Here is a 14398-nt window from a genome sequence, read left to right on the forward strand (position 1 = left end):
ACCCACATGACCCCAGTTCTGGGCAGCCAGCTGCTGCTCTATGCCGCCATCGCCATTATCGCGCTGGTGGTTCTGATAGCACGTTATCGCATCAACCCCTTTATCGTCCTGACGGTGGTTTCCATCGGCCTGGCCCTGGCCGCGCAGATGCCGGCCAAGGACATCATGGCCGCCTATGAAACAGGGGTGGGCAAAACGCTGGGCCATATCGCGCTGGTGGTGGCCTTGGGCACCATGCTGGGCAAGATGATGGCCGAATCGGGCGGTGCCGAGCGCATTGCCCTGACGCTGATCGATAAGTTCGGCGAGAAGAACGCGCACTGGGCCATGGTATGCATCGCCTTTGTCTGTGGTCTGCCACTGTTCTTCGAGGTGGGCTTCGTGCTGCTGATTCCGATTGCCTTTACCGTGGCCAAGCGCGCCGGGGTGTCCATGCTGCTGGTCGGCCTGCCGATGGTGGCTGGCCTGTCGGTGGTGCATGGCCTGGTGCCGCCACACCCGGCAGCCATGCTGGCGGTGAGCGAATATGGTGCGCAGGTAGGCAAGACGGTGTTCTACGCCATCATTGTCGGCGTACCGACTGCCATCATCGCCGGCCCGCTGTTTGCCAAGTTCATTGCGCCGCGTATTGATCTGCCTGCGGAAAACCCGATTGCCAGCCAGTTTACCGAGCGTGAAACCGGCAAGCGCGAACTGCCAGGCTTTGGCATCACCATCGCCACCATCCTGTTGCCGGTATTCCTGATGCTGCTGGGGGGCTGGGCCAATGTGCTGACCGACAAGGGTAGCGCCATGAACGGCCTGTTGCTGTTCATCGGCAACTCGGTCATCGCCTTGTTGATCGCCACTCTGGTCAGTTTCTGGACGCTGGGTATTGCCCGTGGCTTCAGCCGCGACAACATCCTCAAGTTCACCAATGAATGCCTGGCGCCGACTGCTGCCATTACCTTGCTGGTGGGCGCGGGTGGCGGTCTTAACCGCATCCTGATCGAAACCGGTGTCACCAAGGAAATCATTGCCCTGTCGGCAGAATTCCAGCTGTCGCCCCTGCTGCTGGGCTGGTTGCTGGCGGTGCTGATGCGGGTGGCCACCGGCTCGGCCACGGTGGCCATGACCACCGCCGCCGGCATTGTCGCCCCCATTGCCCTGGCCAGCGGCTATCCGCACCCGGAATTGCTGGTGCTGGCCACCGGAGCCGGCTCGCTGATTCTGTCCCACGTCAACGATGGCGGTTTCTGGCTGGTCAAGGAATACTTCAACATGACCGTTATCCAGACCCTGAAAACCTGGACTGTTCTGGAAACCCTGATCTCCGTCGTCGCCTTCCTGCTGACCCTGGGCCTGGCCCAGCTGCTGTAAGCGCACGACCGCACCTGAAGAAAGCCCTAGCGTGGACATCCTGTATCTGATTCGCAGTCGTCTGGACCAGCTCAGCCCAACCCAGCTGAAAGTCGCCGAAGCCATTCTGGACGACGTCCGTTTTGCCGCCTCAGCCGGCATCGAACAACTGGCAGCCAAGGCTGGCGTCAGCCCGGCAGCGATGTCACGCTTTGCCAAGGCCATGGACTGCGAGGACATCCGCACCCTGCGCATGCGGCTGGCGCAGGCGGCCACGGTAGGACAGCGCTTTCTGGATGGCAGCCCGCTGCCCGCCGCGCCTGCCAGTTTTTTCGGCAATATCGTCGCCGATATCGAAAGCACCCTGCGTCGCCACCTGGCCGGTTTTGACGAGCAGCAGTTCAGCGCCGCTGTCGACCTGATCTGCCAGGCCGATCGCCTGGTGGCTTTCGGCGTGGGTGGTGGCTCCACCGTATTTTCCGACGAACTGCAGTTCCGCCTGGTCAGGCTGGGCCATGTACTGACCGCCTATCACGACCCGGTGCTGATGCGCATTACCGCGGCCACGCTGGGGCCGCATGATCTGCTGATCGTGCTGTCCACCACCGGCATCACACCCGAACTGCTGGCGGCAGTGGACATCGCCCGTGGCTACGGCACCCGCCTGCTGGCGCTGACCCGGCCGGACAGCCCGCTGGCACAGCGGGCCGATGTGGTGCTGCCGGTATTCCTGGACGAAACCGACTTCATCTACAAACCCACGGCAGCCCGTTACGGCATGCTGCTGGCGGTAGACATCCTCGCCACCGAACTGGCACTGCGCCAGCCGGAGCACAGCCAGGAGCTGCTGCGCCGCGTCAAGCTGGCACTGGATGATTACCGCCACGGCGAAGACCGGCTGCCGCTTGGAGACTGAACCATGCACAGCTACGACACCCTGATCCGCCGCGTCACCATTGTCGACGGCAGCGGCGCAGCCGCCTATGTCGCCGATGTCGGCATCAGCCAGCAGCGCATTGCCCTGCTGGGTGACGCTGGCACGGCCACCGCCGAGCACACCATCGATGGCCAGGGCCTGACGCTGGCACCCGGCTTTATCGATGTCCACACCCACGACGACACCATGGTGATACGCCAGCCGCAGATGCTACCCAAGCTCAGCCAGGGCGTGACCACGGTGATTGTCGGCAATTGCGGCATCAGTGCCTCGCCGGTCAGCCTGCAAGGTGAACCGCCAGACCCGATGAACCTGCTGGGGCCAAAAGACGCTTTTCGCTACCCGCGCTTTGCCGACTACCGCGCAGCAGTGGAACAGGCTGAACCGGCGGTCAATGTGGCAGCGCTGGTGGGGCATACCGCCTTGCGCAGCAATCATCTGGAGCGGCTGGACCGCACTGCCACGCCGGCCGAAATCAGCGCCATGCGCGCCCAGCTGGCCGACAGCCTGCGTCATGGTGCGCTGGGCCTGAGCAGCGGGCTGGCCTATGCCTCGGCCTTCAGTGCCGACAGCAGTGAAGTGGAACAACTGGCAGCCGAGCTGAACAGCTGTGGCGGCATCTACACCACCCATCTGCGCAGCGAATTCGAACCGGTACTGGAAGCCATGGACGAAGCCTGGCGGGTTGGCCGCCATGCCAATAGCCCGGTCATCGTGTCGCACATGAAATGTGCCGGTAAAGGCAACTGGGGCCGTAGCCCGCAGTTGCTGACCTCGCTGGAACAGGCTGCCAGCCGGCAACAGGTGGGCTGCGACTGCTACCCCTATTCGGCCAGCTCCTCCACGCTCGACCTGAAACAGGTGACCGCTGATTTTGAAATCTTCATCACCTGGTCCACCCCGCATCCGGAGATGGCCGGCCAGACCCTGCAAGCCATTGCCGAACAATGGCAGCTCCCTTTGCTGGATGCCGCCCGCAAATTGCAACCGGCTGGTGCGGTGTACCACGGCATGGAGCCGGCCGATGTGGAAAACATTCTGCGTCATCCGCTGACCATGGTCGGCTCGGATGGCCTGCCGGAAGACCCGCTGCCCCACCCGCGACTGTGGGGGGCTTTTCCGCGCGTACTGGGCTACTACTGCCGCGAACGCCAGCTGTTCAGCCTGGAAACCGCCGTACACAAGATGACCGGTCTGTCCGCCAGCCGTTTCGCCCTGGACGAGCGCGGCCTGATCCGCCCCGGCTACTGGGCCGATCTGGTGCTGTTCGACGCCGCCACCATTCAGGACAGCGCCACCTTCCACGCCCCCATCCAGGCAGCAGCCGGCATTGCAGCGGTCTGGGTCAATGGCGTGCTCAGCTGGCAGGACAAGGCGGCCACTGGCGTGCGTGCCGGCCGCTTTCTGCCGCGTACCCGCGACATCCGCTGCAGCTTTCCCGCCTTTACCCCTCTGACCTCAGACAAGGAAACCCGCTCATGAGCGATTTGAAACGATTTGGCATTGCCGGTGGTACCGGCGGCCAGCAAATGCCGTTTGCCCGTGCCGTACAGGCCGCCGATGGCTGGCTGTATGTCTCCGGCCAGACCCCGATGGTCAATGGCGAAGTGATTGAAGGTGGCATCGTCACCCAGTCGCACCAATGCATCCAGAACGTGATGGCCATTCTGGAAGAAGCCGGCTATGGCCCGGAACACGTGGTGCGCTGTGGCGTATGGCTGGATGATACCCGCGACTTTGCCTCGTTCAACCGCGTGTTCCTGCAGTACTTTGGCGAGCACCCGCCCGCCCGCGCCTGCGTGCAATCCAGCATGGTGATCGACTGCAAGGTCGAAGTGGACTGCATCGCCTACAAAAAGCCCTAGTCCCTTGCCCCTCACCCGAGGGGCATACCCCGCACGGAGAAAAACCCAACCATGCATATAGCCTGCCTTGGTGAGGGCATGATCGAACTGAGTGGTCAGCCCCTGCAGCGCCGTTTTGGCGGAGACACGCTCAATACCGCCATCTATCTGGCCCGGCTGCTGGCCGACAGCCCGCACGATGTCCGCTATCTGAGCGGCATGGGCAAAGACAATTTGAGCCGCCAGTTACTGGCCGACTGGCAGGCAGAAGGCGTGGATGTCAGCCATATTGTCATCCAGCCGGGGAAACTGCCTGGTCTGTACATGGTGGAAACCGATGCCCAGGGCGAACGCAGCTTTCTCTACTGGCGTAGCGACAGTGCCGCACGGCATTATTTTGCCTCAGGCATCGATTTTTCCAGCCTGCTCAACCCCACCCACCTGCATGCGCTATACCTTTCCGGCATTTCGCTGGCCCTGTTCAACGAAGCCGAACGGCAGCGGCTGCTGGATGCCTTGCAGGTATTCAAACAAGCAGGCGGCAAAATATGGTTCGACAACAACTTCCGCCCCTCGCTGTGGAGCGCGGCGCAGGCGCGTGCCGGTCATGAAGCCGTACTGGCGCTGGCCGATATCGGCCTGCTGACACTGGATGATGAAAGAGCACTGTACGGCAATGAAGATGCCGAAGCCGTCGCCAGCCGCACTCTGGCACTGGGCTGTGCCGAAGTGGTGATCAAGCGTGGTGGCGAACCCTGCCTGCTGGCCATGGCAGGGCTACGGGAAGAAGTGTTCGCCACCGCCGTGCCACGGGTGGTGGACACCACCGCAGCTGGCGATTCCTTTGCCGCCGGCTATCTGGCCAGCCGTACCCTGGGTTATAGCCCGTCACAAGCAGCCGCCTATGCCCACCGGCTGTCGGCTGCTGTCATTGCCCATGCCGGAGCCATCATTCCCCTCGCCGCGATGCCACTACGCTAGTCCCCTGCTTGCCGCTAACGGCCCGGACCTCTTCACGGTAGCCTGCTGAAGTGGTCCGGGCCGTTCTTTGTAATGGGAAATCATATAGAGAAATTTCTTAGTTAATTAATAGAATAATCTTATGTTTGATTTTATTTAAAATGAATAAGCTATTTCCCAACTACCGCATCAGCCAAACAAACCTGACTGCCCTCCTCTCCCGCATACTGGAACCGCGCCATGCGCAAAACAATATTATTCATTGCGGCCTTGCTGTTGGCTGCATTTTGGCTTGGATCTAGCCAGGCACGCTGCGCGCCATGGATAGTCAACACCTCGTCCGCCAGCAACGGAGCCCTGTTCATGATCACCGATACCAAAAGCGGCATCGCCAGCAACCAGCCCAACTTCACCGCCATCAGTGGCTGGTCCAGCGACCGCCTGGTCAGCCCCCTGGGGACCTGTGATATGTATGGCGGCGGTTTTTATTTCATCCTGGATGGCAGCGCATCGCCACCACTGAAACTGACTGCAAGCGGCATGAGCAGCGCGGTGGGCAGCTATAACGAAAGCGGCGTCAACTATCCGGTTTACCCCAGCTCGGTACCCGGCATCGGTTTCATCATCAAACAACGCATCGTCAGCCCGGCCAGCGCCACCGTTCCCGGCGGCACGGCCATCAGCTTTACACCAACAGCCAGCCAGCAAAGCTTCAATAGCTATATTGCCGGCAAGCTGATCAAAACCGGCGATATCGGCAATGTGAATGTCTCTGCCATTCGTCTGCCGGTCACCTATACCCTGACCTTTACCGGCCGCTTTGCTGGCGAAATCAGTACGGCCAGCAACAGTTTCAGTGGTACTGCTGTTGGTAACTACACCGTGCAGAACGTCAGTTGCACGGTCAATACCAGCTCATTGCAAGTCACACTCGCCAGCATCGCGCCGACCGACCTGCCCGGCCTCAACAGTACCGCCAAACCGACACCATTCAATCTGGGGTTGAACTGTCCGAGCAGCAGCAGCGTGGCGATTTACATGACGCTGACCGACAACAGCAACCCCGGCAATACCGGTAATCTGCTGAGTCTTAGCCCAGGCTCCAGTGCCAGCGGGGTCAACTTGCAGATTCTGCGCAATAGCGGCAGCCCCAGCCTGGTCAACTTCGGCCCGGACTCCAGCGCAGCGGGCAACCTCAACCAGTTGCTGATGGCTACCAATGCCACCGGCAGCCAGACCTTTCCCTTTCTGGTGCGCTATATCCGCACCGGCACGCTGTCCGGCGGCACGGTCAATGGCCAGGCCACCTTCACCATGAGCTATCAATGACCATACCCGCCTTGCCTTGCCCAATGCGGTAACTGATTGTCAAAGAGGCCCTTGCGGGCCTCTGGTGCTGATACGGTTCGGTTTTACCAGGGCCAACCCTCAGTGCTGTTTCCACCACCAGCTGGTATCCGGTTTGGCATTACCGGGCGGCAATTCGGTATTGGTGATCTGGGTGGTTTGCCAGCCATTGGCAGCCAGCAAGCGGATGGCGTCGGCATGGTGGAGCAAGAATAGCGCCTTGAAACTGCCATCGCGTTCGGCCATTTTCAGGCCCTGCAGCACACGGCTGGCCAATGCGGTGTTTTCCTTGCTGACCCAGAAGTAGACAGGAAAGGGGTAATAGAGGGCCTTGGTTTTCTCCAGCGTCAGTGCGGGATAGCGGGGCAGCTGTTCCTGCATTTCGCTGCCCACCTCGTTCAGCCCACGCGGGAAGGCATCAAAACGGCCGGCCACCAGCATCTCGAACAGGCTTTCATAGCCAATGGCTGCCAGCATCTGGTAACCGTTGTTCTTCATGATGGGATAGTCAGCCCACTGGCCGTTTAGGCCCAGCCGGACTCCGGCGCGGAACTGCTGTGCGTTCATGCGAGCAAAACGTGCGCTATCTTCCTTGCGCACAAAAAATACCCGGTAACCGATGATGCCCTTGAGGATGTCCATGCGCACCGGCTGCAGCAGCCTTTCCCGCTGTGCGTTCGGGGCAAAGGCCAGCACATCCACCTTGCCAGAACTCAGCAACTGTTCGGCACGCCACTGGGTTACCTTGTCATTGAGCGGCACCAGCTCGTAGTGGCGGTGATCCAGCTTTTCCATGTGATCCAGCGCCAGCTTGAACAAGGCCCAGCGGTAGGTGTAAATGCTACCGCCGGGGTAATAGCGAATGATATTTTCAGCCGCCTGGGCCGCCGGGCTGGCAAGCAGGCAGCACAATGCCAGCAGGTAACTGCACCGCGCAAGGCGGCCAATGAGTGTGCTGGCAATACTGGATGATGGCATGTGTCCCGTCCTGAGCGCTGCCTTAGCATACGCGGACAATATGAAAGTTCATGGATGTTCGCGAAACGGGCAGTCTGTCTGCCCAGCATACTGCGGCACACAGGAATAACAAGTTTTGTAAATAGCGCAGAATGACGGGAGCGGGACTGGGAGGACACTAGCCAGCAAACCAGCGGGGATGCGCAACTTCCTGTCGCGCATCCCCGGCAATCACGCTTGGCTGACTGGCAATGACAGCATTTCTACCGCCCGGCAGGCCGCCGGGCGCAAGTCTTGCGCCTCACCTTGCTGTAGCGCCAGCGCCAGCCGCTGACGCATGGCCGGGGCCCAGAAGCGTTGCAGATGGCTGGCGATTTCCGCCGCGGCTTCTTCCTCACTGCAGTCGGCGCTGAAAAAGTCGCTGATCTGATTGGCCATCTTCACCAGATGTGACGGGTTCATTGCACCTCCTCCCCACGGCCTTGCCGCAGCAGTTCCTGTTGCTGACGGCTGAAATGGCGGTAGCGTTGCTGCCATTCCGACGGCTGGTTGACCTTGATGATTTCCACTGCGGTCACCTTGTATTCCGGGCAGTTGGTGGCCCAGTCGGAATTATCCGTGGTGATGACATTGGCCCCGGATTCCGGGAAATGGAAGGTGGTGTACACCACCCCGGCGGCCACCCGTTCGCTCACCCTGGCGCGCAGCACAGTCTCACCGGCGCGGCTGGCCACGCCCACCCAGTCGCCATCGACAATGCCACGGTTTTCGGCATCGGCCGGGTGGATTTCCAGCCGGTCTTCCTCGTGCCAGGCCACATTGTCGGTGCGGCGGGTTTGCGCGCCGACATTGTACTGGCTGAGGATGCGTCCGGTGGTGAGCAGCAGCGGGAAGCGGCCGTTGACGCGCTCTTCGGTCGGTACATAGCGGGTAATCATGAAACGGCCCTTGCCACGCACGAATTCACCGATATGCATGGTGACCGTACCATCCGGCGCTGCCGCATTGCATGGCCATTGCAGGCTGCCGTGGCGCTCCAGCGCGGCATAGCTGACGCCGCTGAAGGTGGGCGTCAGGCGGGCGATTTCATCCATGATTTCTGACGGATGACGGTAATCCATGGCATAGCCCAAGGCCTGGGCTAGGGCCACGGTGACTTCCCAGTCGGCCTTGCCGCCCAGCGGGTCCATCACCTTGCGCACGCGCGAGATGCGGCGCTCGGCATTGGTAAAAGTGCCGTCTTTTTCCAGGAAGGAGCTGCCCGGCAAGAATACATGGGCGAACTTGGCGGTTTCATTCAGGAAAATATCCTGCACCACCACGCACTCCATGGCCGACAGCGCGGCAGTGACATGCTGGGTATTGGGGTCGCTCTGCGCGATGTCTTCGCCCTGGCAGTACAGCGCCTTGAAGCTGCCATCCAGCGCGGCTTCGAACATATTGGGAATGCGCAGGCCGGGTTCGTTATGCAGCGACACGCCCCAGGCCTGTTCGAATTCGGCGCGCACCACGTCGTCCGACACATGGCGGTAACCGGGGAATTCGTGCGGGAAGCTGCCCATATCGCAGGAGCCCTGCACATTGTTCTGGCCGCGCAGCGGGTTCACCCCCACGCCTTCGCGGCCGATATTGCCGGTGGCCATGGCCAGGTTGGCAATCGCCATCACCGAGGTGCTGCCCTGGCTGTGTTCAGTCACCCCCAGGCCGTAATAGATGGCGGCATTGCCAGCGCTGGCATACAGCCGGGCGGCGGCGCGGATGTCGTCGGCGGGCACACCACACACGGCGGCCATTGCCTCCGGCGCGTGTTCCGGCTGGGCGACAAAGTGCCGCCAGTGACCAAAGGCTGCGCTATCGCAACGGGCGGCAACAAAGTCTTCGTCCAGCAGCCCTTCGCTGACGATGACATGGGCCAGCGCATTGAGCATGGCCACATTGGTGCCGGGCCGCAGCGCCAGATGATGGGCGGCGCGGGCGTGGATGGCATCCACCAGATCGATACGGCGCGGGTCGATGACAATCAGCTGCGCACCCTCACGCAGACGACGCTTGAGCTGGGAGGCAAATACCGGGTGGGCGTCGCTGGGGTTGGCGCCGATCACCAGCACCACATCGGCCTGCATCACCGAGTCGAAGCTCTGGGTACCGGCGGACTCACCCAGCGTCTGTTTCAGGCCATAGCCGGTGGGCGAATGGCAGACGCGGGCGCAGGTGTCGACATTGTTATTGCCAAAGGCGGCACGCACCAGCTTTTGCACCAGATAGGTTTCTTCATTGGTACAGCGGCTGGAGGTGATACCGCCCACCGCATCGCGGCCATATTTTTGCTGGATGCGGCGGAATTCGCTGGCGGCGTGGTTCAGCGCCACGTCCCAGCTGACTTCCTGCCACGGCGCGTCGATGCTGCTGCGTATCATCGGCTTGGTGATGCGGTCCGGGTGGGTGGCATAGCCCCAGGCAAAACGGCCCTTGACGCAGGAGTGGCCATGGTTGGCCTGGCCGTTCTTGTCCGGCACCATGCGCACCAGCTGGTTGCCCTTGAGCTCGGCACGGAAGGAGCAGCCCACGCCGCAATAGGCGCAGGTGGTGATGACGCTGCGCTCCGGCTGGCCCCACTGGATGACGCTCTTTTCCATCAGCGTGGCGGTGGGACAGGCCTGCACGCAGGCTCCGCAAGACACGCATTCGGAGCCAAGAAAATCCGCCCCGCCCGCCGGACTGACGCGGGATGCAAAACCGCGTCCGGCAATGGTCAGCGCAAACGTGCCCTGGGTTTCTTCACAGGCGCGCACGCAGCGGTTGCACACGATGCACTTGGACGGGTCGTAATCAAAATAAGGATTGGAAACGTCTTTCTGGTCCTGCAGATGGTTGGCCCCGTCCATGCCGTAGCGCACTTCGCGCAGGCCCACCTGCCCGGCCACGGTTTGCAGCTCGCAATTGCCATTGGCACTGCAGGTGAGGCAATCCAGCGGATGGTCGGAAATATACAGCTCCATCACGCCACGGCGCAGCTTGGCCAGTTTGTCGCTTTGGGTACGCACCACCATGCCGGGCGATACCGGGGTGGTACAGGAGGCCGGATAGCCGCGATGACCGTCGATTTCCACCATGCACATGCGGCAGGAGCCAAACGGCTCCAGGCTGTCGGTGGCGCACAGCTTGGGGATGGCCGTATCCAGCAGTGCCGCCGCGTGCATGACAGAAGTACCCGGCGGCACGCTGATGTTCTGGCCGTCGATGGTGAGGGTGATGCTGGCCTCGCCGGGGCGGGCCGGCGTGCCCATGTCCTTGTTGCAGGATGCACCTGCTCCGCATTGGCAGCTCATCGTGCTTGCTCCTGAGTGTCCAGCCCGAAGTCGGCCGGAAAATGACGCATGGCACTTTGTACCGGAAACGGCGTCATGCCGCCCAGCGCGCACAAGGAGCCGTATTGCATGGTGTCGCACAGATCATCCAGCAGCGCGCGCTGACGCTCGCGCTCGGCGCTATCCGGCGCGGCCAGCAGGCGCTCGATGACTTCCACCCCGCGGGTCGAGCCAATACGACAGGGCGTGCATTTGCCGCAGGATTCCTCGGCACAGAACTGCATGGCAAAGCGTGCCATCTGCCCCAGGTGCAGGCTGTCATCGCACAGCACCGCGCCACCGTGGCCCAGCATGGCACCTATCGCCGCCAGCGCTTCGTAATCCAGCGGGGTATCAAACTGCGACGGTGGAATCCACGCACCCAGCGGGCCGCCCAGTTGCACCGCTTTCACCGGTTTGCCGCTGGCGGTGCCGCCGCCGTAATCGAACACCAGCTCACGCAAGGTCAGACCAAACGCCCGCTCCACCAGCCCGCCACGTCGTACATTGCCTGCCAGCTGGAAAGCCATGGTGCCCAGCGAGCGGCCCATGCCGAAATTGCGATACCAGCTGGCTCCGCGCGACATGATCAGCGGTACCGAAGCCAGCGACAGCACGTTGTGCACTAGGGTGGGCTGGCCGAACAGGCCGTGCAAGGCCGGTAGCGGCGGCTTGGCGCGTACCGTGCCACGGCGGCCTTCGACAGATTCCAGCAGCGAGGTTTCCTCGCCGCAGATATAGGCCCCGGCACCCTCGCGCACTTCAATCTCAAATTCATGGCCGCCGTGGGCCACATCCGCCCCCAGATAGCCATGGGCGCGGGCAATGTCGATAGCCTCACGCAGCACGGCAATGGCCGGGGCGTATTCGGAGCGCACATAGATATAACCTCGGCTAGCACCGACCGCCAGCCCGGCAATGGTCATGCCCTCAATCAGCAGGAAGGGGTCGCCCTCCATCAGCATGCGGTCGGCAAAGCTGCCGGAATCGCCCTCGTCGGCATTGCATACCACGTATTTCTGTTCGGCCTGGGCCTGACGCACGGTGCGCCATTTGATACCAGCCGGGAAGGCTGCACCGCCACGGCCACGCAGGCCGGATTCCAGCACCTCGGCCACGATTTCGTCGTGGCTCAGCCGCGCAGCATGTTCCAGCCCCTGATAGCCGCCGTGAGCCAGATAATGTTCTAGCGACAGCGGACTGGTAATGCCGGCACGGGCAAACAGCAGGCGCTGCTGGGTTTTCAGATAAGGCAGTTGTTCCACCAGCCCCACCGACAGCAAGTGGTCACCATTGGCGGCCAGGTCCACATCCAGCAGGCTGGCGACTTGATCCGGGCTGACTTCACGGTAGCCGGCACGGCCTTGCGGGGTGTCCACTTCCACCAGCGGCTCCAGCCAGAACAGGCCGCGCGAACTGGTGCGCACGATAGTGATGTCGAGCTTGCGGCGTGCCGCTTCGGTGGCAAACTCCGCTGCCACGGCATCCGCGCCCACCGCACAGGCGACCGAATCCATCGGGATATACAGGGTCAGCATTTCGCCTCCTTGCCACAGGCTGCCAGCAGGGCGCTGAGTTTTTCCGGAGTAACGCGGGCGTGCAACTGGCCATCCAGCTGCAAGGCCGGGGCACAGGCACAGGCGCCCAGACAGTACACCGGGCGCAATTCCAGCTGGCCGTCCGCCGTGTGGCCGTGGTCGTCCACCCCCAGTTGCGTGCGCAGCTGGGCGGCCAGCGTCTCGGAGCCCATGCTCTGGCAGGCTTCGGCGCGGCACAGGCGCAGGCTGTGCGCGGCAGGCGGGGAGGTACGGAAATCGTGGTAGAAGCCGATGACGCCATGCACCTCGGCCTGGCTCTGGTTCATGGCACGGGCAATCGCCGGAATGGCATCCGCCGGGATATGGCCCAGTACATCCTGTACGGCGTGCAGCAGCGGCAGCAGGCCGCCGGGCAAGTCCCGGTATTGCTGCAGCAGTTGCTGAAGGGTGTCTTGTTGTTGTGCGTTCATGCTTGCGGTCCTGCGGGTGAGCCCTGCTTGAAAACATGCTGTTTGACTGCCAGACGGCAAGATTGCGCCGTCTGACAGCTCACTGCAATGCCCAATTGGCGTTAGTTTCCAGTCGGGCAACTACTCCTTGATGGTGAGGCCCGCCTCAGGCTGCGCTGAGCAATTGCAGATGCGGGTCGATGACGAATTTCTTCGGTGCGCCGCCATCGAAAGCCGCATAGCCTTGCGGGGCCTGATCCAGCGTGATCAGCTCCACCCCCACCACTTCGGCAATATTGATGCGGTCCCACAGAATGGCCTGCATCAGCGCACGGTTGTACTTCATCACCGGGGTCTGGCCGGTAAAGAAGGTATGCGACTTGGCCCAGCCCAGCCCCAGCCGTACCGACAGGCTGCCACGGCGGGCAGCTTCGTCCTTGGCACCGGGGTCGTCGGTCACATACAGACCGGGAATGCCGATACGCCCGGCTTCGCGGGTGACTTCCATCAAGGAATTGAGCACGGTGGCCGGAGCTTCATGCTGCGAACCGGCATGGCCGTGGCCACGCGCTTCGAAGCCGACAGCGTCGATGGCGCAGTCCACTTCCGGCACGCCCAGGATGGCGGCAATCTGCTCGGCCAGCGTGGCGTCCTGCGACAGGTCGGCGGTTTCAAAACCCACCGCCCGCGCATGCACCAGCCGTGCCGGGTTCACGTCCCCGACAATCACCACCGCAGCACCCAGCAGCCGTGCCGATGCTGCAGCCGCCAGCCCCACCGGACCGGCACCAGCCACATACACCGTGCTGCCGGGGCCGACACCCGCCGACACCGCCCCGTGATAACCGGTGGGCAGGATGTCGGACAGGCAGGTGAGATCGCGGATCTTGGCCATGGCCTGATCGCGGTCGGGGAATTTCAGCAGATTGAAGTCGGCATAAGGCACCATCACGTATTCCGCCTGCCCGCCCACCCAGCCGCCCATGTCGACATAGCCATAGGCGCCACCGGCACGAGCCGGGTTCACCGACAGGCAGACACCGGTGTTCTGCTCCTTGCAACAGCGGCAACGACCGCACGCCACATTGAACGGCACCGACACGATGTCGCCCTTTTTCAGGGTTTCCACATCGCTGCCCAGCTCGATCACCTCGCCGGTGATTTCATGGCCAAGCACCAGGCCGGAAGGCGCGGTGGTGCGGCCACGCACCATGTGCTGGTCCGAGCCACAGATATTGGTGCTCAATACTTTCAGGATTACCCCATGGCCCAGCTTGCGGCCCTGGGGGGATACCAGTTCCGGAAAGGGGATGTGCTGCACTTCCACCTTGCCAGGCCCTACATAAACGACTCCGCGGTTTCCCGTCATTGTTGTCTCCTCACTGCGACTGCATCGGAGCGCGCCCCGCTCCGGGGGAGGCATTGGCAACAGCGGCCAGCACCCACCCTACGGTAATGGCGCACAGGCGGCAGGACTTGAACAAATACGACAGCTTTACCATGGATAACGTCTGGCAGTCTCTCGACAGGTACAGCAAAAAAACCTGTGGAATCATGGGGTTTTATGCACAGAAGTCAGAGTCCGATAGCAGCTTAGAAGTAAATACAGGTATGCATTCGCTCACGCGGATGATGTTTTGTCTTGCCGCTTCCGCGCGGCGAACGGGAAAGGGATCTTTGC

At 62.1% G+C, this 14398-nt stretch carries 13 protein-coding genes; 7 read left to right on the forward strand and 6 right to left on the reverse strand.

Features of this window, described 5'->3' with window-relative positions; translation table 11 throughout:
* Nucleotides 1-6 precede the first annotated feature (6 nt).
* The 6 genes from EAY64_RS11915 to EAY64_RS11940 all read left to right on the forward strand — a co-directional run bounded on the left by EAY64_RS11915 (nucleotide 7) and on the right by EAY64_RS11940 (nucleotide 6408).
* Entirely contained in the window at nucleotides 7-1359 is a 1353-nt protein-coding gene (locus EAY64_RS11915) for a GntT/GntP/DsdX family permease (RefSeq protein WP_103524981.1), read from the forward strand.
* A gap of 31 nt (nucleotides 1360-1390) precedes the next feature.
* Nucleotides 1391-2254: a MurR/RpiR family transcriptional regulator gene (locus EAY64_RS11920; RefSeq protein WP_103524982.1), complete on the forward strand. Its 864-nt coding sequence runs from the start codon at nucleotides 1391-1393 to the stop codon at nucleotides 2252-2254.
* A gap of 3 nt (nucleotides 2255-2257) precedes the next feature.
* Entirely contained in the window at nucleotides 2258-3757 is a 1500-nt protein-coding gene (locus EAY64_RS11925; protein ID WP_103524983.1) for an N-acyl-D-amino-acid deacylase family protein, read from the forward strand.
* A complete protein-coding gene (locus EAY64_RS11930; protein ID WP_199107416.1) occupies nucleotides 3754-4140 on the forward strand; it encodes a RidA family protein in 387 nt (128 codons plus the stop codon). The genes EAY64_RS11925 and EAY64_RS11930 overlap by 4 nt, the downstream gene beginning before the upstream one ends.
* 51 nt (nucleotides 4141-4191) lie before the next feature.
* Nucleotides 4192-5100, forward strand: coding sequence for a sugar kinase (locus EAY64_RS11935; protein WP_199734437.1), 909 nt, complete (start codon nucleotides 4192-4194; stop codon nucleotides 5098-5100).
* A gap of 342 nt (nucleotides 5101-5442) precedes the next feature.
* Nucleotides 5443-6408: a fimbrial protein gene (locus EAY64_RS11940; RefSeq protein WP_158604677.1), complete on the forward strand. Its 966-nt coding sequence runs from the start codon at nucleotides 5443-5445 to the stop codon at nucleotides 6406-6408.
* Nucleotides 6409-6507: 99 nt separating this feature from the next.
* Here the strand turns inward: EAY64_RS11940 and EAY64_RS11945 are convergent, their stop codons facing one another.
* The 6 genes from EAY64_RS11945 to fdhA form a co-directional block, all read right to left on the reverse strand.
* Nucleotides 6508-7404, reverse strand: coding sequence for a transporter substrate-binding domain-containing protein (locus EAY64_RS11945; protein WP_103524986.1), 897 nt, complete (start codon nucleotides 7402-7404; stop codon nucleotides 6508-6510).
* Between the two features lie 210 nt (nucleotides 7405-7614).
* On the reverse strand, nucleotides 7615-7845 hold the full coding sequence (locus EAY64_RS11950) for a formate dehydrogenase subunit delta (protein WP_103524987.1): 231 nt from the start codon (nucleotides 7843-7845) through the stop codon (nucleotides 7615-7617).
* The gene (gene fdhF / locus EAY64_RS11955; protein WP_103524988.1) at nucleotides 7842-10712 is read right to left on the reverse strand and encodes a formate dehydrogenase subunit alpha; all 2871 of its coding nucleotides are present in this window, start codon (nucleotides 10710-10712) and stop codon (nucleotides 7842-7844) included. The genes EAY64_RS11950 and fdhF overlap by 4 nt, the downstream gene beginning before the upstream one ends.
* A complete protein-coding gene (locus tag EAY64_RS11960; RefSeq protein WP_103524989.1) occupies nucleotides 10709-12268 on the reverse strand; it encodes a formate dehydrogenase beta subunit in 1560 nt (519 codons plus the stop codon). The genes fdhF and EAY64_RS11960 overlap by 4 nt, the downstream gene beginning before the upstream one ends.
* Entirely contained in the window at nucleotides 12262-12738 is a 477-nt protein-coding gene (locus tag EAY64_RS11965) for a formate dehydrogenase subunit gamma (RefSeq protein WP_103524990.1), read from the reverse strand. Before EAY64_RS11965 ends, EAY64_RS11960 begins: the two co-directional genes overlap by 7 nt.
* A 145-nt stretch (nucleotides 12739-12883) precedes the next feature.
* Complete coding sequence (gene fdhA / locus EAY64_RS11970) at nucleotides 12884-14086, reverse strand: formaldehyde dehydrogenase, glutathione-independent (protein ID WP_103524991.1); 1203 nt, start codon at nucleotides 14084-14086, stop codon at nucleotides 12884-12886.
* 107 nt (nucleotides 14087-14193) lie between these two features.
* Between fdhA and EAY64_RS20635 the strand changes: the two genes are divergently transcribed.
* On the forward strand, nucleotides 14194-14398 hold a 205-nt coding region (locus EAY64_RS20635), incomplete at its 3' end, for a hypothetical protein (RefSeq protein WP_233566486.1).

It is taken from the genome of Aquitalea palustris (assembly GCF_003693445.1).
In the GTDB taxonomy this organism is placed as follows: Bacteria; Pseudomonadota; Gammaproteobacteria; order Burkholderiales; family Chromobacteriaceae; genus Aquitalea; species Aquitalea palustris.

Bases quoted from the DNA above. Each gene is read 5' to 3' on its own strand.
- EAY64_RS11950 (WP_103524987.1), bottom strand. From the start codon at position 7,845: ATGAACCCGTCACATCTGGTGAAGATGGCCAATCAGATCAGCGACTTT.
- EAY64_RS11960 (WP_103524989.1), bottom strand. From the start codon at position 12,268: ATGCTGACCCTGTATATCCCGATGGATTCGGTCGCCTGTGCGGTGGGC.
- fdhA (WP_103524991.1), bottom strand. From the start codon at position 14,086: ATGACGGGAAACCGCGGAGTCGTTTATGTAGGGCCTGGCAAGGTGGAA.
- EAY64_RS11935 (WP_199734437.1), top strand. From the start codon at position 4,192: ATGCATATAGCCTGCCTTGGTGAGGGCATGATCGAACTGAGTGGTCAG.
- EAY64_RS11940 (WP_158604677.1), top strand. From the start codon at position 5,443: ATGATCACCGATACCAAAAGCGGCATCGCCAGCAACCAGCCCAACTTC.
- EAY64_RS11945 (WP_103524986.1), bottom strand. From the start codon at position 7,404: ATGCCATCATCCAGTATTGCCAGCACACTCATTGGCCGCCTTGCGCGG.
- EAY64_RS11925 (WP_103524983.1), top strand. From the start codon at position 2,258: ATGCACAGCTACGACACCCTGATCCGCCGCGTCACCATTGTCGACGGC.
- EAY64_RS11965 (WP_103524990.1), bottom strand. From the start codon at position 12,738: ATGAACGCACAACAACAAGACACCCTTCAGCAACTGCTGCAGCAATAC.
- EAY64_RS11930 (WP_199107416.1), top strand. From the start codon at position 3,754: ATGAGCGATTTGAAACGATTTGGCATTGCCGGTGGTACCGGCGGCCAG.
- EAY64_RS11915 (WP_103524981.1), top strand. From the start codon at position 7: ATGACCCCAGTTCTGGGCAGCCAGCTGCTGCTCTATGCCGCCATCGCC.
- fdhF (WP_103524988.1), bottom strand. From the start codon at position 10,712: ATGAGCTGCCAATGCGGAGCAGGTGCATCCTGCAACAAGGACATGGGC.